We start from the raw sequence: 18,972 nt of genomic DNA on the forward strand, positions 1-18,972 counted from the left end.
CTGACTTTAGCACAGCTTCTCTGTTGTACTTGCACCCGGCTTGCCCCTCGGCCCGGCTGGATCCGACCGAAGACATTATATAGCCACTATCTTAAGATGGTCGGCTTTCTCTCTCTGGAATGGCTTTACTGTATGCACTCCAAGCGCCTGACTTACGGCTCAAATCGCGTTTTCGACTTCCTGGTCCTTTGGATTTTGCCCATTGGTTTGTTGCTGCTCCTGAGTTCGCTGTTCTTCGTGTCCAACCGCAATGTATTGCACCGAATCGTCTACGTCCTGTTTACCGTACCGACCTTGTTGATGTTTTTGCAGCGCCCCCGAGAGCTCAGGGAACTGCTGCGTGAACCCTTGGCAATCGCGTTCCTGGCCTTCGCAGGTTGGGCTATGACCAGCCTGCTGTGGAGCGTTGAACCTACCCTCGACAGCGACCTGCTCAAGCGCCCATTGAACACCTTCCTCCTGTTTGGCGGCTGCGCGCTGCTGCTGCATTACCGCGCCGAACTGTTCAAACCGATTTTCTTCGGCGCTGCGGTGATCGCCCTGGTGGTGTGCCTATGTAATCTCGTGGCGTTCGTCAAAGGGTTCCAACCGGGCATGCGTATGATCGGGGGACGTGGTGCCCTCGATAACCCGCTGCTCAGCTCGCATTTGTTCGGTTTCTTCTGCGTTTACTGGCTGTATATCTGCATGACCACCAAGCGCTTCCAGGTGCTGTGGCTCAGCGTGCCGGCCATGATGATCATGGCAGCAGCCTTGCTGGCTACCGGCTCACGGACACCTTTGGTAGCCATGGCTCTCGCCGTCCTGTGGCTGAGCTTCCTCAGCCGTAACCGCCGCGCCGCGCTGCTGATTACCAGCTTGGTAATAGCTCTGGTCGGGTTACTGATCCTATATCCAGAAGCCATTACTGAACGCGGCAGTTCGTTCCGCTTTGAGATATGGAGCCTTGCGCTGCAACGCATTGCCGAGCATCCATGGATCGGCCACAGCTATAACTCCGAGCTGTACCTCACCCTCTCGGATGGCTATCAACTGTACGAACCTCACAGTTTTGCCTTGGGCGTTCTCTACTATGTCGGCATCATCGGCTTCATCCCGTGGGCATTCATGCTCGGATGGGGGCTGTATAAGGGACTTAAACAACGTGCCCAGCCGTTGTTTATCCTGGCATCGACGCTGTTGGCGTACGGCATCGGCGCGGGCCTCACCGAAGGTGGCGGCATCCTTTCGCGGCCCAAGGAGCACTGGTTCCTGTTGTGGATTCCGCTGGCACTGCTGGCCGGGCTGAGCATCGCCCAGCGTCGTCGCAGCCTGCTGGACACACCGGTCAAAACCCTCACACCGCAGGCATTTGACCAGCTATGCTGCAACGCCCACGTAATCGAGGCCGACGGCCTGGGCCCGAAGGTCCTGCGCCTGGAGGACGGCAGCTTCCTCAAACTCTTCAGAGCCCGCCGCTGGTATACCTCCGGCTGGTTCAACCCTTATTCGGAACGCTTTGCCAGCAACGCTGCGCAGCTTCGTGCACTCGGCATCGTCGCGCCGACCATCCTCGACCTCTACAGCCTGCGCGACGGCAGCACCGCCGTGCGTTACCAGCCGCTGCCGGGGCTGACCGTGCGCCAGACCCTGCAAAGCCTGGACAGCAGCCTGCGCGGCGCTCTTGTGGAGCGTCTAGGTCGGTACATAGCCCTGCTTCACGAACGAGGCGTGTACTTCCGCTCTCTGCACCTGGGCAATGTACTGTTCATGGAAGACGGCGAGTTCGGGCTGATTGACGTGGCGGATATGCGCCTGTATCCGTCGGCACTGCGCAACGCCCTGCGTCAACGCAACCTCAAGCACATGCAGCGCTATTCGCAAGACCGCAACTGGTTGTTCGAGAGCCATTTTGAACAACTGATGCAAGGCTATGCCGCCGTCGCGTCGGCACAAGCCACGCTGAAGATCCGCGAAAAGGCACAGACGCTGCGTCCGACAGAACAGGATACAAGCCCCGCCAGCAGGTGACAGGGCCCGTAGGGGGGTCAGTCTTTTTCCAGCGGGGAAAAATACAGGCGGGCCAGTCCTCGCCAGGTCTTCTTGTTCCAGGCGCGAAACGGAATCTGCGCCAACAACTCCCGGGCCAGCTCGCGGTTGCGATTGGACGTCTTGAGGAACATGGAACTGAGGAATTTGTAACGCACCTCGTCGTACAGCGGGTGATCGCTGAACAGGGCGTAGGTGCGCAGGATGCTGTCGATCATGAAGCGGTGGTTTTTGTAGGAGTTGGTAGCGTGCTTGCGATAGCGCGCCATCACCACGTTCAAACCGTCGATGAAGTAACCCGCGTGAGTGATCTTCAATTCGATGAACAAGTCTTCCAGACGAATCTGCGGGTCGAACCCCCCGACCGCCTCCAGCGCCTCGCGCCGAATCATCAGCGTCGGTGCTGGCGGATAAGGCTTGCGCTCCAGGAACATGTCATCGAAATCGAGGCGCCGAAAGGGTACATCGCGGCGCTGGCGGCTTTCCGGATACAGCGCCCCCTCGGAGTCAATCAGTTCGATATTACCTGCGCAAATCCCCACCTCAGGCTTGCCGTCCATATAGGCAACCTGGGTCGCAATACGCTCGGGCAACATAATGTCATCGGAACCGAACGGCACAATCAACGAGCCCCTGGCGCGTGCGATGGCGTCATTGAGAGTGTTGGTCAGCCCCTGGTTCTGCTGTACGCGAAAATCAAAGGCGTGATGTTCCAGCAAGCCGCGAATGCGCTCGACGCTGTCATCGGTGGAGCCGTCATCGATCACCAGCAGCTCGATGTTGGCATACGTCTGGTTCAGCACGCTCAGGATGCTCTCTTCTATATAGGGAGCGTGGTTGTACGACGCGATGATCACAGTGACCAACGGTTGATTCTGGTTCATACATTCTCTCTGCGTGCTTGAGCCAGTCCCGACTCGATGAGCTCGAGATATTCGCGACGGAACACCTCGATGTCATGATTGGCCTGGAGGTACTGATAAGCCTGTTCACCCTTGCGCGCCAAGGCGTCATCGGGCAGAGCCAAGTAGCTGTCCAGCGCCTGCGCCAGCGCCGCAACGTTGGCCGGTTCGACCGCCAGGCCACCCGCCCCCTCGATCAATGGCAGCATGGCCGGCACGCTCGACGCGATGATCGGCAGGCGCCCACTCATGCCTTCCAGCAGCGCCAGGCCCAAGCCCTCGGCCAGGGACGGCATCGCCCAGATGTCAAAAGCGCGTACATAACGCAAAGCGTTCTCGCGAAAACCGAGCAAGTGGACACGCCCGCTCAAGCCCAGGCGCTCGATTTCAGCCGACAGGTTGGCCTCCTCCCGTCCGGCGCCGATGATAGCCATCTGCGCCGAGGGATAGCGCTCCTTGAGCTGCGCAAAAGCCTGCAGTAAATAAGTATGCCCCTTGACCGGCACCAGCCGGCCCAACGCTCCGACCAAGCGCACCGAAGGGTCGAGCCCCAGCAGCTCACGCGCCTGCTCCCGGGAATACTGCAATGCATCGGTCTGTTCGATATCGATGGCATTGGTAATCGCGTAGGTGTTGCTGTCGGTGAATCCGCACTGACAGTCCAGCAGGTACTGCTTGACCGCCGGTGACACGCCGACAAACCGCCAATGGCCGTCAATCAGTCGCTGGGCCTGTTTGCGGCGGTATAAGCGGTCGTACTCGCCAAACCCGTGGGAGATCCCGATACACAGGGGGATCTTCAACCAGCGGTTGAGCTGCAGCAGCATGTTGACGGGCTTGAAGCGGTTGCACACCACTACGTCGAAGCGTTCCTTGCGGCAGAACTGATACAGGCGCCACATGGCAAGCAGGCGCATACCTTTGAGGGCCTTGTCGGAAAACTCGAAATACACCGATGCGTGCGCACGGCTTACCGGCTCGCCCGGCCCCGGTCGACCGCGCAGGAAAGCTGCGGTGACCTCATAGCGATCCGTCGGCAGTGCCTTGACGATCTGCTCGGCCAAGTCAGCGAAATCATGGGATTTGACATTGTAGTCAGGCTGCAACTGCAAGACTTTGAACCGCCGGCTCATAACGCTCCTCGATGAAAACCCGTAGCATCAATAATCCAGGACGGTGCAGCCGCCAGCGCCTGGATCTGATCAGGACACGGTGTTTCCACCAATGGCCACTGATTACGCTTCCAACAGACAAAATGAAAATAGGGAAATTCCCGCTCGCCGTCCCGGTCATTGGTCAGGTGTCCCTTGTTCCAATACCACTGGTGCGGGAAGCGGTCCGTGCCGTCGTGCCATTTGATTACGCCGCCGGGCGTGCTGAATGCCTCGACGAACTCACTCTGCCGGCGCCACGGGTTGAGCTTACCGACCAGCTCGAACAATGGCTTAGGAAAGTTCTTGCGCCACAGGAAGATCCTGCTGAAGGCGCCCTCGTCCAGTGCATGGTGTTCCTGATCAGTGAAACGTTGCTGCCAATTCTTCATCTGCATGAACACTTCACGCTTGCTGGCGGTGTTGCGCATCAGGCACAAGTGGCCCGCCACGCGGCGCTCATGGGTGGAGAACAAGTTGTAGCCGCCAAGACGCTCTGCGGTGAAATAGTTGCGCAGGTTGCCGTAGATCAGGTCCAGATCGCCAAAGGCCCAGAAATCATACCCTTCAAGCCGGTCGGCGTGGATATACCCGAGCGCTGGCTTGATGTCGCACAGTTTGTAAGCAGCCTGAGGGGCAAACGGGATATTCAGGCGCTGTGATACCAGGGCGCAGTAATCGGCAAACGTGATGTGCTCGATGCGCACATTGGTCGGGACGTTGGCCGGCATTGGACAATCACTGAACAACAGCCAGTCGATATCCGGATTGTGACGGCAGCTTTCCAGGAAAAACGGCATCCAGAACGGCCAGCAGCCGAAGTAGGGGATGATAAAAATAATACGAGGGCATGGGTTGATCAAAACGGGGACTCACTGCCATTTACAGAGAGCACTCAGTGCTCTCTCACATTGCCGAACGCTTGGGGACGTCGGATCACCCAGTACAGCTCATGACGACGAACGGCCTTGCGGAAAAACTCGTTTTCTCCCCAAGGTGAAATCGTCCGGCGCGCCAGAACCCGCTGGATAACCCGCCGCAGTCGCCGCTTGAACGGCATCCGCGGTTGCAAGTCATGCATCATTCCAAGCGACATTGCCTTGTCACACTGCTGCTCATCAGTCAGCGATATGCAATAAGGGTGCAAAGTGTACGTTGAATCAAAGAAAGGTGGCAAAGCGACACCACTGCCGGCATCCCCCATCGGCCAGCGATCATTGTCGTGCAAGTGATTGGCGTATCCGAGCAACATGGACGGTTGCCATTCCAACCCCTGCAGCGCTTCCAGCACCGCTTGCTGCGCGCAGATATGGTCAGGATGCGGGTCGATGACCGGATGCGGTAACACGATGACTTCGGGGCGCGCCGTCAGTAACAAGTGACGCAGGTCAGCCAGCAGGTTGTTCCAGGTCGGCAAACCGTCACCATCGGTCGGCAGCGGGAATGGGTTGAATTGGCGAAACAGACGGGTATCCGCAAGGTCCGCTTCCCGCGAGGTAACCGGCACGTCCGGCGCGGCCTGCATGGCTTGCAGTTGCAGGCAAAAATAGCCCAGCTGCACGCAATGGGATTCGGGCACACCGGCCCAGCGCGGTACGGCGATACTGTCCCAGGCACGCAGCCGACCCTTGACGCGCGACGCCTCGACAGCCCCCAGGCCCATCTGCCGGTAATGTTCAGCTTCGATTTCACCGGCGGTCAGGGTCACGATCCACGGTTCTTCGGCCTGGCTGTAAAGGCCGAACGCCGCCAACTCAGCGTCATCGGCATGGGGCGCGACCACCATCACTCGCCGCGTACTCAGGTCAGGGTTGCTCCAGGCCCACAGCTTGGGCGCGCCTTTGAACCGGCAATGACGCGCACGTACCCGCAACTCCCCGGCGAGCAGGGCCGGCGCCAGCCCCGTCAGATTGATATAGCGCGTACCGTTTACACCGCGCTCGAATGCTTGACGGTCGACCTGCCCGCCGCCTGTCAGCTCGACGGCAGGGTCAAGAAAACGCCCCAGCCAACGGCTCTCCAACCCAATGGCCAGTATCAACGTGGCGTCCGCCTTCAATTCGTCAGGCCGATCAAGTAGCAGCCGATCGCCCTCCAGCCGCACTCCGGCCAATTGAGCGTCTTCTGCAAACGGGTATTGATAGTCTTGCGACGGCGAGTAGAACAAATGGTCGGCAAACCAGGCTTCGTGGGCGACCCATGCCAACACGGCCAGCACTATCGGTAGCCACCAGGCCACCAGCACGCCAATGACCACCAACAGCAACAAACCGATCAACAGACCGATGCGCTTGTTACGCCGGTGACGCTTGAGCAACTGCTGCTTGCGACTCATACGCTGAATACCTGCACCGGGTTGCACCAGCGGTCCTTATACTCGCGATCGGCCCGACCGAAAGAAAACCGCAGCGGTTTGCCGACCTCTCGCGCCTGCTCCCAGGCGGCTTGGGTATTGAGAAAGCTCAGGACGCTGCCTGGACTGAATGAGCGAGTCTCAGGGTCGACACCACCATTGACATATTCCACGCTGATCCAGTCGGACGACTCGACCCGGTACACCAACTGCACAGCAATCGGCGCATCGTTAAGAAAAATCACCGAGCCGATCAGCCATTCACGCAGCAACTCGATCACCTCGGCCATCCGCTCGGCACCCGTGGCGACAAAACCCCAGCGACGCAGGAACAAATCGCAGTAGATCGCAGCCAGTTCCTGGCTGGAAAATTCGCTCACCGACCGCACGACACCACCAGCCTCCTCCAACAAGCGCAATTCACGGCGCTGGTTGTAGCGAAACTTCTTCGACAACTCTTCCGGCGTACGCGCCATGGCTAACTGCTCGGGCTGAGGCTTTAGCCCGCTGAAACGCCCCTCATTGAGGGTCGACAAGTAACGGGCCCGGTGACGCAGCGGTGCTTGGGCGTCGACGGCGGCCGGCAGGATCAATTCGGCATTGCCCAGGTCGAAGAGGCCCTTCTTGCCTTGACGCTTGAGCACATCCTTGGACAACGCCAGGTCGCGCCCCCACGTGGCAATGCACGCCTTGAGTTCGTCGCCTTGCTCCCACGCCAGATAGCGCACGGGAATACCCGCCAGCGCGGCCAGGCGTTCGATGATCTGCGGATGGGTGGCGACACTGCCGCCGAAACGCTTCCACGCGGCGCTGTAGGCAGTCGCGTCGACAACGGACCAGCCACGCTCACGCCAGCCTTGAAATCGATTGAGCATCAAGCCCCCGCGGTCAGTTCAATTACGTGGGGCAACTGCCAGAAAGCCGTGTGTACTGCCTGATCCGAGAACTGTGCATGCAGACGCTCCAGCATCATTTCGGCGCACTGGCGCTTCTGCTGCGGGCCCATTGCAGCCAGATGGACCAGGCCCTGTGCCAGGTGCTCGGCATCACCGAAGGGAAATAATATGCCAACGCCTTCGACCACTTCCCGCGCACCGCCGCAAGCCGTGGCCAGCAACGGTACACCGGCAGCCATGGCTTCAAGCAGCACCATGCCGAAGGGCTCATGGTCGGAACTCAGGGCAAAGGCATCGAACGCACGGAAATACAGGCGCGCATTCGGCACCTGGCCGAGGAACAACACCCGATCGGCAATCCCCAATTCGCGAGCCTGGCTCTTGAGGTCTTGCTCCAGGCGCCCGCTGCCGAGGATCGCCAACTTGCTTTCAGCCGGCAACTGCGCCAATGCCAGGGCAAAGCCCTTGAGCAGCGTGGCCTGGTCTTTGTCCGGGTGCAGGCGACCGACGTTGCCGACCACCCACTCGTCGGGTGACAACCCCAGGGCGTCGCGCGCCTCATCCTTCGACACCTGCTGCGCCTGCAGGGCCTCGACATCGATGCGGTTATACAAAGTCTGAATACGTGCCGCCGGCCATTTCGGCAAACAACGACGGATGTCATCACGCACCGCGTCTGAAACTGCCAGCAGGCTCAGGCGTTTCTGGAAGATCGAGGCAAACAGGCGACGACCTCGACGCTGATAGTCACCAAAGGCGTGATGCACACCGATGACCTGCAACCCCGTGCCCAGCAGGGCGATGTAAATGGGTTTGGCGCGGTGGGCAATGCAGAAGCTGAAGTTGCGTGACGCGGCAATCTTGCGCATCTGGGCGATGGCCGACAGCTTCAGGCCACGGATGGCCTTGGAGCTGTATTCCATGAACAACACTTCATCACTGGCACAGGCTGCCGCCACGCCAGGGTCGGCGACCCCGGTGAGGAACACCGTGGTCACCTTGTAACCCGAGCCCGCGAACAGGCTGGCGTATTGCCGCGCGCAGTCCAGGAACGGCCCGTCGTAGCCGTGGCAAAACTGCAGGACCCGCCGATCAGCCGAGCGCGTCATAAGGGTCCACGCCGTCTTTGACGACCAGGATGTCTTCCATGATCAGGTACTGCAGGTCGGAGCCGAAGAACATGTTCAACGCATCGGTCGGCGAGCAGATCATCGCTTCGCCACGACGGTTGAGCGAGGTGTTCAGGGACACGCCGTTGCCGGTCAGTACTTCCAGCTCTTTCATCATGTCGTAGTAGCGCGGGTTGTATTCGCGCTTGAGCACCTGGGCACGGGAGGTGCCATCTTCATGGACCACTTCCGGCACGCGGGTTTTCCACTCTTCCGCCACTTCAAAGGTGAAGGTCATGAACGGCGCCGGGTGGTCGACCTTGATCATCTGCGGGGCCACAGTGTCGAGCATCGACGGGCAGAAAGGCCTCCAGCGCTCGCGGAACTTGATCTGGTGGTTGATGCGGTCAGCCACGCCGGTGGCGCTTGGGCAACCGATGATCGAACGGCCGCCCAACGCACGCGGACCGAATTCCATGCGGCCCTGGAACCAGGCTACCGGGTTGCCGTCGACCATGATCTTGGCGATGCGCTGAGGCATGTTCTCGATCTTGCGCCAGTTCGGCTTGCTCTCGTGCCTGGCGCACGCGGCGATCACGTCTTCGTTGCTGTAGGACGGGCCGAGGTAGACGTGTTCCATCTTCTCTACCGGTACACCACGAGCGTGCGACACATAGGCCGCCGCGCCAACCGCAGTGCCGGCATCGCCGGACGCCGGTTGCACGAATAGCTCTTTCACGTCGTCACGCGCGATGATCTTCTGGTTCAGCTTGACGTTCAGCGCACAGCCGCCGGCGAAGGCCAGCTTGCCGGTGTCCTTGAGGATGTCGCCCAGGTAATGGTCGATCATCTGCAGGGCCAGCTTCTCGAACAGCGCCTGCATGCTGGCGGCATAGTGGATGTACGGCTCGTCGGCGATGTCACCCTCGCGTTTCGGGCCCAGCCACTCGATCAGTTTCGGCGAGAAGTAGAAGCCCTTGCCCTTCTCTTTGTAACGGCGCAGGCCGATGACGTTGGCATAGTCGGTGTTGATCACCAACTCGCCATTCTCAAACGAGGCCAGGCGGGAGAAGTCATACTTGCTGGCATCGCCATACGGCGCCATGCCCATGACCTTGAACTCACCGTCGAGCATCTCGAAACCGAGGAACTCGGTGATTGCACCGTACAGGCCGCCCAGGGAGTCCGGATCGTAGAATTCCTTGATCTTGTGGATCTTGCCGTTTTCGCCGTAGCCGAAGAACGTGGTGGCGTATTCGCCCTTGCCGTCGATGCCCAGGATCGCGGTTTTTTCCTGGAAGCCCGAGCAGTGGTAGGCGCTGGAAGCGTGAGCCAGGTGGTGTTCAACCGGTTCGATCTTGATCTTCTTCGGATCGAAGCCCAGTTGCTCCAGGCACCAGACGATCTTGTTGCGATAGCGCTTGTAGCGACGGTTGCCCATCAGGATCGCGTCAAGGGCGCGGTCCGGGGCGTACCAGTAACGCTTGGCGTAGTGCCAGCGCGCCTCACCGAACAGGCTGATCGGGGCGAACGGGATCGCCACTACGTCAACGTCGGAAGGCTTGATGCCGGCCTGTTCCAGGCAGAACTTCGCCGACTCGTAAGGCATGCGGTTCTTTGCATGTTTGTCGCGTACGAAGCGCTCTTCTTCGGCGGCCGCGATCAGCTTGCCGTCGATATACAAGGCTGCGGAAGGATCATGGCTAAGGGCGCCGGACAGGCCAAGAATCGTCAATGCCACAGGGGTCTAGCCTCTTTTAGTCTGCATGCAGGCGGGTTGCGCCTGAAAAAAGTGTGCCTCCCACCTCGGCGGGAAACAGCTAAAGGGCGGGATTATAGCTTAAAAGCAGCACAAGACTGTTAGCGGCAAGAGGATCGGCGCGGCTTAACGGTAGACATAGAGGTAGCCGTACTCGACTTGCCGATACAGGGTGTAGGGCAGAACGACCGTGTCCAATGCACCCGACAAGGCGATATCAGCCAACACAAACGGTATGAGCACGCCCGTCGGGTCTGGCGCAGCGTGCAGCAGGCAGAAATCAAACGCCACGCCGCTGTAGATACGAGGAATGGCCGCACAATAGGTTTTTTGCTTGCGCAGCTCTCGGGTCGCTGCGACATCTTCACGCAGCACCGTATTGAGTGTGCCGCAGCCACTGATCGTCATTGAAACCAAACCGACTGCCAGCGCAGTTTTCACTTTCATGGCGAGCCCTCAGAGATGGTTCGCCACGCTAGCACCTGACTTGAGCGGGATTCAGCCCAGCCCCACCGCTACAACGCGTAGGATGCTTCCGAAATGCGCAAAACCTGCCAAACCACTAAACTCGCGCCCTTTTGCGCGTTTACACACAAAGCGCCTCGCATTTCGGCTGACTCATGAAAACCCTCGCCCGCATCACCTTGCTATTACCTGGCCTGTTCGCCATATGCGATACCGCCACGGCCGACGACGCCCTGATCCTCGACCCCAGCGTGGTCACCGGCTCGCGCAGCGCCAGCCCGACGTTCGACCTGCCGTACTCGGTGGACAGTATCAGCCGCGAGCAGATCAGCGACGGCCAACTGGGCATCAACGCCTCCGAAGCCCTGTCCCGCGTGCCGGGCCTGGTGGTGCAGAACCGTCAGAACTATGCGCAGGACCTGCAGATTTCTTCCCGCGGCTTCGGCGCACGCTCGGCATTTGGCGTGCGCGGCATCAAATTGATTGCCGACGGCATTCCCGCCAGCACCCCGGACGGCCAGGGCCAGGCGGCCACGTTCAACCTCGACACCGCCGAGCGCATTGAAGTGCTGCGCGGCCCGGCAGCCACGCTGTACGGCAGCAACGCCGGCGGGGTGATCCAGATGTTCTCGCGTGACGGCGAAGGCCCACCGCGCATCGGCGCCGAAACCCTGGTGGGTAGCGATGGCCTGAATAAAAACCACCTGAGCGCCGAAGGCGCGGCCAACGGTGCCGGCTTCGTGCTCGACGCCTCACGCATGGACACCGACGGCTACCGCGACCACAGCAGCGCCCGCCGCGACCAGACCTTCGCCAAGCTCAACGTCCAGCCAGATGACGACAGCAAACTGGCGCTGATCTACAGCAGCCTGGAGCAGAACAATACGCAGGATCCGCTGGGCCAGACATGGCAAGCCTACAAGGCCGACCCGCGCTCGGTGAGCACCAGTGCGTTGACATACAACACGCGCAAAAGTATCGACCACCAACAGTTGGGGCTCAATTATGAGCGCTACTTCGGCGATGCCACCTTGCAGGTGAATGCGTACACGGGCCGCCGCAGCGTGATTCAATATTTATCGATTCCAGGTGGCACACCACCCGACAAGCGCGGCGGCGTGGTGGACTTCGAGCGTAAATTCTACGGCGGCTCCCTGCGCTGGCTGCAACCCATCACCAGCGCACCTGGCGACCTCACGCTGATCACCGGCCTCGACTACGACCGCAGTCAGGATGATCGCCAGGGCTATTCCAATACGCTCGACGGCGTGCATGGCGTCAAAGGCGCCCTGGGCCGCGATGAAATCGACACCGCCACCAGCCTCGACCCGTTCGTGCAAGCCAACTGGCTGCTGGGCGACTGGACGCTGCAAGCCGGCATGCGCCACAGCACCATGAAGATGAACGTCGACGATCACTTCCAGAGCGACGGTAACGACAGCGGCAACAAGACCTACCAGAAGAACACGCCGTCGGTGAGCGTCATGTACTCCTTTACGCCGGACCTGCATGGCTATGTGAGTGCGGGCAAAGGCTTCGAAACACCGACCCAGGCCGAATCGGCCTATTCCGGCACCTCGAACGGCTTTAACTTCGCGCTCAAGCCGTCAGTCAGCACCCAGTATGAAATGGGGCTCAAAGCCCGCCTCGGGCAGGACACGCGACTCAACGCAGCCGTGTTCCAGATCACCACCGAAGACGAGCTGGTGGTGCAACAATCCAGCGGTGGCCGCACCACCTATCAGAACGCCGGCCGCACTCTGCGCCGAGGCTTTGAATTGGGTATCGAAAGCCAACTGACGGAACAGTGGAGCACCCAACTTGCCTACACCCGCCTGCAAGCCACCTATGACAGCGATTTTGTTGGCGGTGGCAAACCCGTGGACAAGGGCAACTACCTGCCAGGCGTACCACAAACTACCCTGTTCGCCGAGCTGAACTGGAAGCCCCGCGACTGGGTCAGTAGCGCTATCGAAGGCATGTACCGCAGCAAGGTCTACGTAGAAGACACCAACCAGCAACACGCGGCGCCGGGCTACAGCGTCTTCAACTGGCGTGCACGGTTCGAGCAGAAGGTGGAACACTGGACCTTTCACCAGACGTTGCGCCTGGATAACTTGCTGGATCGCCAGTATGTCGGCTCGGTCATTGTCGGTGACGGCAACGGCCGCTATTACGAAGCGGCCCCCGGGCGATCGTGGTATGCGGGCGCAGGGGCTGAGTACCAGTTCTAGATTCACCCCAAATCAACCTGTGGGAGGGGGCTTGCTCCCGATGGACTGCGTAGCAGGCCCATTTTTGAGGCCGCCGCACGGCCTATCGGGAGCAAGCCCCCTCCCACAGATCAACCATCGTCCGTTCTATCGCTTAACTGATCAGGCATTAGGTCTCGCCCGAATCAGACCTGCTTGGGCAAACGCTGGTCAATCAACTTGTAGAGCGCACTGTCCGACGGCCAATTACGCATAAACCGCGCACGATCCCTGGCAAACGCCGGGGCAAAGCTGGCGACTGAGCGGTGCTGGCACATGGCATCCAGATCGATCATTGCCCAGCGGCCTTCGTTCCAGAACAGGTTGTGCCCTTTGAAGTCGCCATGGCTGATGCGCTCGCGGATCAGTTCGGCGAACAACTGGTCCAGGGCCAACAGTTCGTTCTCAGGCGCATCGCCGTGTTCAACGTAGGGCGCGAAGCGCTCGATGATGTCCGGTCCCGGCAAGAACTCGGTCACCAGGTAAGCCCGGCCGCGCAGCCAGAGAAAACGCTTCTCCAGTACAGCCAGCGGCTTGGGTGTAGCGATCCCCAGGAACGCCAGGCGGTTGCCTTCGCGCCAGGAGTGCCAGGCGCGGCTGGGGCGCCAGAAGCGCTTGAGCCAATGCACAAAACCTTTGATGTTGTATCGCTTGATCACCAACGGCCTATCAGCGACCTCTACCTTGGCGACAGTCGCCGCGCCACCGGTTTTATAGAGATGGCCCTGATCGAGCAACACGTCAGCCCGCTCCAGCACCGAGAGCATCGCGGGTTCTTCCTCACGACGAATGGCGCGCAAGGCAAAAGCCCCCCTTACGACGCTGAACAGCGTGCATTCACGGCCGACCTTGTTCAAAAAGTCCCGCAGGCGCCAGGCACTGACCTTGCGCACCTGTTTTTCCAGGGCTTCCAGCGGCAAGGCATGTTCGCCGTTGCCCAGCAGGTAATACACCAGCAGCTCCTCGGTGAACGGCTCAAGGTGTTTGGGTAGCTGGGCGAAGAACACACCGAGGTTTTCCAGCACCCGGCTGCGCGACAGCGGCTTGCCCGCTTCTTCGACACGAATCCCGGCACCATCGATCAGGTACAGCTTGCCATCCTGGCGCAACAGGTTGTCCAGATGCAGGTCTTCCTGCCACAGGCCTTTGGCATGCATCTGGGCAATCGCGCCCAGGGCTTCGGCGAGTACGGCAGTTTGTTCATCGGCCAGCGGCGGCAAACCTTCGACCGCCTGCCAGGCATCGGCGAGGCTTTGCGCACCTTCGATGAACTCGAACAGCAGCCAGCCGCCCTCGCCGTCCTTCAAACCATCAGCCAGCAACAACGGCGTGGTCAGGTCGTGCTCGGCAAGCAGGCGCACACCCGAGAGTTCACGCTGAAAATGCCGTGCCGCCTTGCTGCCCACCAACAACTTGGCCAACACCGGGCGGCCACGCCACACCGCGGCACCGACGTAACGCTCACCCGGCAATACCCGCAACAGGCTCAACAGTTGCAGTTGGCCAGGGCCCGCCGCATCCGCAAGCTCAATGGTCAGGGGCAGGTCGGGAGTACGGCCGGCCATTTTCAGCTCGGACAAACGCATCAACGGTTTTCCTTTTGGCTGCGGCGGGCGGTCAATTTCTGCAGCCATGTAGAGACCAGCGCACTGTCTTGCGGCTCGCCGAGATAGGCGGCCAGCAATTGGCGTACCTGGTCGTCCGACCATTGCGGCGCGCGTCGCAACAACGGCTCCAGATCCTTGACGCGGTCACGCCAACCGAACAACAGCGGCCGGGTTTTCTCCAGGTCAATCAGCTGCGCGGCGTAGCCTTCATCACTGGCCCGCAGGAAAATATGCTTGGGGTAAAAACAACCATGCACCTGGCCTGCGCGATGCAGGCGCCGTGCAAGCTGACCGCACGCCAGCAGGATCGCGGCACGCTGAGCATCGCTCAATTGCGACCATTGCTCCAGCAATGTGTCCAGGTCGCTCCAGCCGTCCAATGCACGGGTCAGCAAGATGGCACGGCGCTCGCCCTGCACCTTGCGCTCGCCAAAAAACGCAGCCTGCAATGCAGGAATACCCAGCTGCCGGTAGCGGCTGATATTGCGGAATTCGCGGGCGAAGCTAGGCTCGCCGAACGGGCTATGCAAGGTACGCGTCAGATAGTTGCTTTGGCGTTTGAGGTAATAACCCTGCCCCTCCAGTTCCAGACGGAATACGCTGCTCCACCCACCACGGCTGGTGTTCGGTTCGTCGACCGCGTCCAATTGCTTGGTCCACAATGCCTCGAAGGTTGCAAGGCCATTGCGCTCAAGCAGGGCTCGGTCTTCGGCCGCCAGAAAGTCACTCATTCGCGTCCCTCGAAAAACTTCACCACATGGCGAATTCGCTGTTTGTCCGACGCCGTCAGGTGCGTACGTTGGCGGTATTGCATGTAGAACCGCAGGCGCTGGGTGGCCGACAAATGATATTTGGCAACCTTGTCCAGGCATGCCAGGTCTTTGGTAATGCGGTACTTGAGCCAGAAGCCGCGCCAGAAATCACCGTTGGGGCAGTCGATCAGGTACAGCGTCTGCTGGTCGTCGATCAACAGGTTGCGCCACTTCAAATCGTTATGGGTAAAACGGTGCTCGTGCATGGTACGGGTATATTCGGCGAGCTGGCGGCTGACCACATCCACCCATTTGCGGTTCTTGAGACGCGCATCGTTGCGGTCGGCCAGCACCGACAGGTCTTCGGTCTTGGGCAGCTCGCGGGTGATCATCGCACCACGGTCGTAGGCCAGGCCATTGCGCTCCAACCCCCAAGCCACCACATCCGCAGTGGGAATGCCCCACTTGTTGAAGCGCTTGAGGTTCTGCCATTCGGACTTGACCCGCGGCTTGCCCAGATAGCGCCGCAGGCCCTTGCCGGCGCCGGTGTAGCGCTTGACGTAGTAATTGACCCCGCCCCGCTCCACCCGGATCACTTCCGACAATGGGTCGCGGGTCAGTTGCTGGCCTTGCAGGGCGAAAACCGCTTCAAGGCTACCGAAGTCATCTTTCAGGGCCGCGTAGGCAGGTTCCAGGTTCCAACCCGCCATCAGATTGCATCCCCCAAACGTTGCTTGCGCGCATATAGCTTGTCGGCCTTGCGCTGCAGCAGGCTCAAGGATGCCGCTTGTTCGGCCAGGATCTGACGCAGCGGCTGACGGAAGTACCCCTTCAGGAAGCGCAGCTTATCGCGACGGGTAAGACCTATATCCAGCGCCGAGTAGTACAACGCAGACAGATCTTTATCACGCCAGCGCAACGGCAATTGAGCGCGCAATTGGGCACGGTGCAGGTCGATCACCGAGAGCTTGATATTGCGTGCGTCAATCGGTTGCGAGGTGTCCAGCAGGAAGTGGCACAGGTAGCAGTCGCGGTGATTGACGCCACCCCGGTGCATGTCTCCGACCATGCGCGCCAATTCGGCCGTGAGGGCGTGGCGTAACGCGGGCGCAGGGGGTTCAGCGGCCCAGTTCACGGTAACGTCTTCGAGACTGAGAGTCGGCGCCAGCTCTTCGGTGATGATGAACGAGTGCTGGTCTGCCGGATTACTGCCTTTTTCGCCGAAGGCTACGCCGGTCATGGTCGGCACGCCGAGTTCCTGCAAGCGATGAATCGCCGCCCACTCAAGGCCGGCGCCCAGCACCGGCAACTTGGCGGTAATCAGGTTCTTGAAGATTTCGCCCCAGCCAATGCCACGGTGGATCTTCACGAAATACGGACGGCCACCCACCTCGGTGCGCAAAGTACGACGTGCCGCCAGTTCGCGAAACACTTCGCCTTGCAGTTTCTCGACTTCGGCAAAGGCATCAAGCCCAGCCCATAAAGTCTTGAAGGGTTCGGCAAGGATCAACTTCATCGTTTGGGCTCCGCCAGAATCACATCCGCAGCGTGTTGCGGCATGCTGTAGAGGTCGGCCGTCTCGGCAAAGGCCAACCCATTGCGGCTCCAGGCCGCGCGCTGTGCAGTGTCGGTGAGCATGTGCGTCAGGTAATGGTTGAGCTGGTTCTGCTCGAACGGCTCATCCAGTACCAGGCCACTGTCGGCTTCAGCAATGTAGTGGGCATAACCACACACGGCCGAGACCAGCACCGGCAAACCCGCCACCAAGGCTTCGAGCAACACCGTACCGGTATTTTCGTTGTACGCCGGATGAATCAACAGGTCGGCGCCCAGCAGGAAACGCGGGATATCGCTGCGGCCTTTGAGGAACTGCACGTTATCCCCCAGCCCCAACGCCGCGCTTTGCAGTTGGAATACTTTGGGGTCGTCCTGGCCGATTACAAATAACCGGACGCGTTTTTTCAGCTCGGGCGACAACGCGGCCACAGCCTTGAGGCTGCGATCGACACCTTTGGTCTTGAAACCCGAGCCGATTTGCACCAGCAGCAAATCGTCGTCACCCAAGTTGAATTCCTTGCGGAAACCCTCGCGAATCTCGGCGGCATTCGGCGGCGCACGGCGGTCCTGGGCAATGCCTGGCGGCAGCAGATGGAAGCGTTCAAGCGGCGTATCGTAATGCTTGATGAACAACGGCTGCTGCACTTCGGAAATCATCAGGACTTCGGTCTTGGCCTCCCTGGCGAACACCGCACGCTCGTACTCGGCAAAGTGCTTGTAGCGACCGAAATAGCGGTACAACGAGTGACGCAGGTTTTGCGCCTTGTCTTCAAAACAGCCATCGGCGGCATAGTAAACATCCAGGCCGGGCATTTTATTGAAGCCGATCAAACGGTCCACCGGGCGCTTGGCCAGGTCCGCTGCCATCCAGGCGCTGAGTTTCTCGTTGCGACGATGGTTGAAGAACGCCTTGACCGGCGCCACCAGCACTTCAAAACCCGGCGGGATATCTCCTTCCCAGATCAACGTGTACACGCGAATCTGATGACCACGCTGCTGGCACTCCAGGGCGATACGCATGAAGTCGCGTTGCAAGCCGCCAAAGGGAAAGTATTTGTAGAGCACAAAAGCCAGTTGCATCAGTGCAGGTCCTCGGCCAGTAACAGCGTGGTCAGTCGGCTTGCCACACGCTCGGGATTCAGGCGCGTAAAGCACAATGGCGATTCACGCCGGATGTCGAACCGACGCAAGTCGTCGGCCGTGGGCTGATAGGTGCATTGCTTTTGCAGGCAGGGTGCACATGGGAAGTCACTGGCCATGTGGATCTGGCCTTTGCCATAGGCACCGGTGAGGCCGGGGTTGGTGGGGCCGAACAGTGAAAGGGTCGGCACGTCCAGCGCTGCAGCCAAGTGACCAAGGCCCGTGTCCACCGCCACGCAGGCGCGGGCACCGGCCAACACACGGGCGACGCCGGCGAGGTTCAGTTTGGGCAGTACTTCGGCGTTGGGCAGCCCCTGGGCCAGGCGTTCGGCCCGGGCCTTTTCGGCAGCATTGCCCCACGGCAGCTTCACGTCCATGCCCAGGCGGCCCATCCGCTCAGCCAGCTCGCGCCAATAGGCCTCGGGCCAATGCTTGGTATCCCAGGTGGTGCCGTGCAGCAACAGTACAAAGGGCTTTTGCGGCGGCAGGCCAAGCAACTTGTCGACGTTCAGGCCGTAATCGCCCAGGGCCTTGGGCAGGTCATAGCCCAACGCCACGGCGAACAGCTGGCGCAAGCGCTCCACCGCATGTTGCCCACGGGCCACGGCCAGGCGCCGGGAATAAAAGCGCGCCGCGATGGGTTCACGTGCTGAGTTCTTATCGAAACCGGCTACCGGCGCACGCACGTAGCGCGTCAGCCAGGCGCTTTTGAGCAGGCCCTGGGCGTCGATCACCAGGTCGTACCTGGTTGACTGGATGCGTTGCTTGAAGCGTCGCCACTCACCGCTCTTGAAGGTCTGCCAGAGGTTCTTGCGCCAGCGACGAATCGCCACCGGGATCACTTTGTCCACCGCCGGATGCCAAGTGGGGATTTCGGCAAAGCCTTCTTCCACCACCCAATCGAAGCGGATACCGGGAATGGCCCGCGCCGCATCGGTCAGTGCCGGCAACGCATGGATCACGTCGCCCAGGGATGAGGTCTTGATTACCAATACGCGCAA

General features: G+C 60.3%; 16 protein-coding genes. 2 read left to right on the forward strand and 14 right to left on the reverse strand.

Annotation, left to right across the window (positions count from 1 at the left end; genetic code table 11):
* The first annotated feature begins 132 nt into the window (after window positions 1-132).
* Complete coding sequence (locus tag C9383_RS13310; RefSeq protein ID WP_090367182.1) at window positions 133-2,010, forward strand: bifunctional O-antigen ligase/aminoglycoside phosphotransferase family protein; 1,878 nt, start codon at window positions 133-135, stop codon at window positions 2,008-2,010.
* Between the two features lie 17 nt (window positions 2,011-2,027).
* Here the strand turns inward: C9383_RS13310 and C9383_RS13315 are convergent, their stop codons facing one another.
* The 8 genes from C9383_RS13315 to C9383_RS13350 form a co-directional block, all read right to left on the reverse strand.
* Window positions 2,028-2,912 carry a glycosyltransferase gene (locus tag C9383_RS13315; RefSeq protein ID WP_090367185.1) on the reverse strand — a complete coding sequence of 295 codons (885 nt, stop codon included), beginning with the start codon at window positions 2,910-2,912 and terminating at the stop codon, window positions 2,028-2,030.
* On the reverse strand, window positions 2,909-4,063 hold the full coding sequence (locus tag C9383_RS13320; RefSeq protein ID WP_090367187.1) for a glycosyltransferase: 1,155 nt from the start codon (window positions 4,061-4,063) through the stop codon (window positions 2,909-2,911). Before C9383_RS13320 ends, C9383_RS13315 begins: the two co-directional genes overlap by 4 nt.
* Entirely contained in the window at window positions 4,060-4,944 is an 885-nt protein-coding gene (locus C9383_RS13325) for a DUF6625 family protein (protein WP_090367189.1), read from the reverse strand. Before C9383_RS13325 ends, C9383_RS13320 begins: the two co-directional genes overlap by 4 nt.
* Window positions 4,945-4,976: 32 nt before the next feature.
* Window positions 4,977-6,416, reverse strand: coding sequence for a PIG-L deacetylase family protein (locus C9383_RS13330; RefSeq protein WP_090367191.1), 1,440 nt, complete (start codon window positions 6,414-6,416; stop codon window positions 4,977-4,979).
* Window positions 6,413-7,309 (reverse strand): antimicrobial resistance protein Mig-14, encoded by an 897-nt coding sequence (locus C9383_RS13335; protein ID WP_090367193.1) that lies wholly within the window; start codon window positions 7,307-7,309, stop codon window positions 6,413-6,415. The genes C9383_RS13330 and C9383_RS13335 overlap by 4 nt, the downstream gene beginning before the upstream one ends.
* A complete protein-coding gene (locus tag C9383_RS13340; RefSeq protein ID WP_090367195.1) occupies window positions 7,309-8,439 on the reverse strand; it encodes a glycosyltransferase in 1,131 nt (376 codons plus the stop codon). The genes C9383_RS13335 and C9383_RS13340 overlap by 1 nt, the downstream gene beginning before the upstream one ends.
* Window positions 8,423-10,180 carry a carbamoyltransferase family protein gene (locus C9383_RS13345; RefSeq protein WP_065900046.1) on the reverse strand — a complete coding sequence of 586 codons (1,758 nt, stop codon included), beginning with the start codon at window positions 10,178-10,180 and terminating at the stop codon, window positions 8,423-8,425. Before C9383_RS13345 ends, C9383_RS13340 begins: the two co-directional genes overlap by 17 nt.
* Before the next feature lie 144 nt (window positions 10,181-10,324).
* Window positions 10,325-10,645, reverse strand: coding sequence for a YceK/YidQ family lipoprotein (locus C9383_RS13350; RefSeq protein ID WP_090367198.1), 321 nt, complete (start codon window positions 10,643-10,645; stop codon window positions 10,325-10,327).
* A gap of 173 nt (window positions 10,646-10,818) precedes the next feature.
* On the opposite strand from C9383_RS13350, the gene C9383_RS13355 reads away from it, so the two are divergent.
* On the forward strand, window positions 10,819-12,897 hold the full coding sequence (locus tag C9383_RS13355; protein WP_090367200.1) for a TonB-dependent receptor family protein: 2,079 nt from the start codon (window positions 10,819-10,821) through the stop codon (window positions 12,895-12,897).
* A 164-nt stretch (window positions 12,898-13,061) separates the two neighbouring features.
* Here the strand turns inward: C9383_RS13355 and C9383_RS13360 are convergent, their stop codons facing one another.
* Genes C9383_RS13360 through waaC form a run of 6 tightly spaced genes read right to left on the reverse strand, consistent with a single transcriptional unit; the run spans window position 13,062 to window position 18,972 of the window.
* Complete coding sequence (locus tag C9383_RS13360; RefSeq protein WP_090367202.1) at window positions 13,062-14,501, reverse strand: lipopolysaccharide kinase InaA family protein; 1,440 nt, start codon at window positions 14,499-14,501, stop codon at window positions 13,062-13,064.
* Window positions 14,501-15,253, reverse strand: a complete 753-nt coding sequence (locus tag C9383_RS13365; RefSeq protein WP_090367205.1) for a lipopolysaccharide kinase InaA family protein — start codon at window positions 15,251-15,253, stop codon at window positions 14,501-14,503. Before C9383_RS13365 ends, C9383_RS13360 begins: the two co-directional genes overlap by 1 nt.
* Window positions 15,250-15,984: a lipopolysaccharide kinase InaA family protein gene (locus C9383_RS13370; protein WP_090367206.1), complete on the reverse strand. Its 735-nt coding sequence runs from the start codon at window positions 15,982-15,984 to the stop codon at window positions 15,250-15,252. The genes C9383_RS13365 and C9383_RS13370 overlap by 4 nt, the downstream gene beginning before the upstream one ends.
* Window positions 15,984-16,790, reverse strand: coding sequence for a lipopolysaccharide core heptose(I) kinase RfaP (rfaP, locus tag C9383_RS13375; protein ID WP_090367208.1), 807 nt, complete (start codon window positions 16,788-16,790; stop codon window positions 15,984-15,986). The genes C9383_RS13370 and rfaP overlap by 1 nt, the downstream gene beginning before the upstream one ends.
* Window positions 16,787-17,911, reverse strand: a complete 1,125-nt coding sequence (locus C9383_RS13380; protein WP_090367210.1) for a glycosyltransferase family 4 protein — start codon at window positions 17,909-17,911, stop codon at window positions 16,787-16,789. The genes rfaP and C9383_RS13380 overlap by 4 nt, the downstream gene beginning before the upstream one ends.
* Window positions 17,911-18,972 (reverse strand): lipopolysaccharide heptosyltransferase I, encoded by a 1,062-nt coding sequence (waaC, locus tag C9383_RS13385; RefSeq protein WP_090367212.1) that lies wholly within the window; start codon window positions 18,970-18,972, stop codon window positions 17,911-17,913. Before waaC ends, C9383_RS13380 begins: the two co-directional genes overlap by 1 nt.

The sequence above is a fragment of the Pseudomonas palleroniana genome (genome assembly GCF_003031675.1).
GTDB classification, from domain to species: domain Bacteria; phylum Pseudomonadota; class Gammaproteobacteria; order Pseudomonadales; family Pseudomonadaceae; genus Aquipseudomonas; species Aquipseudomonas palleroniana.

Bases quoted from the DNA above. Each gene is read 5' to 3' on its own strand.
- C9383_RS13310 (WP_090367182.1), top strand. From the start codon at position 133: ATGCACTCCAAGCGCCTGACTTACGGCTCAAATCGCGTTTTCGACTTC.
- C9383_RS13315 (WP_090367185.1), bottom strand. From the start codon at position 2,912: ATGAACCAGAATCAACCGTTGGTCACTGTGATCATCGCGTCGTACAAC.
- C9383_RS13320 (WP_090367187.1), bottom strand. From the start codon at position 4,063: ATGAGCCGGCGGTTCAAAGTCTTGCAGTTGCAGCCTGACTACAATGTC.
- C9383_RS13330 (WP_090367191.1), bottom strand. From the start codon at position 6,416: ATGAGTCGCAAGCAGCAGTTGCTCAAGCGTCACCGGCGTAACAAGCGC.
- C9383_RS13335 (WP_090367193.1), bottom strand. From the start codon at position 7,309: ATGCTCAATCGATTTCAAGGCTGGCGTGAGCGTGGCTGGTCCGTTGTC.
- C9383_RS13340 (WP_090367195.1), bottom strand. From the start codon at position 8,439: ATGACGCGCTCGGCTGATCGGCGGGTCCTGCAGTTTTGCCACGGCTAC.
- C9383_RS13350 (WP_090367198.1), bottom strand. From the start codon at position 10,645: ATGAAAGTGAAAACTGCGCTGGCAGTCGGTTTGGTTTCAATGACGATC.
- C9383_RS13355 (WP_090367200.1), top strand. From the start codon at position 10,819: ATGAAAACCCTCGCCCGCATCACCTTGCTATTACCTGGCCTGTTCGCC.
- C9383_RS13360 (WP_090367202.1), bottom strand. From the start codon at position 14,501: ATGCGTTTGTCCGAGCTGAAAATGGCCGGCCGTACTCCCGACCTGCCC.
- C9383_RS13365 (WP_090367205.1), bottom strand. From the start codon at position 15,253: ATGAGTGACTTTCTGGCGGCCGAAGACCGAGCCCTGCTTGAGCGCAAT.
- C9383_RS13370 (WP_090367206.1), bottom strand. From the start codon at position 15,984: ATGGCGGGTTGGAACCTGGAACCTGCCTACGCGGCCCTGAAAGATGAC.
- rfaP (WP_090367208.1), bottom strand. From the start codon at position 16,790: ATGAAGTTGATCCTTGCCGAACCCTTCAAGACTTTATGGGCTGGGCTT.
- C9383_RS13380 (WP_090367210.1), bottom strand. From the start codon at position 17,911: ATGCAACTGGCTTTTGTGCTCTACAAATACTTTCCCTTTGGCGGCTTG.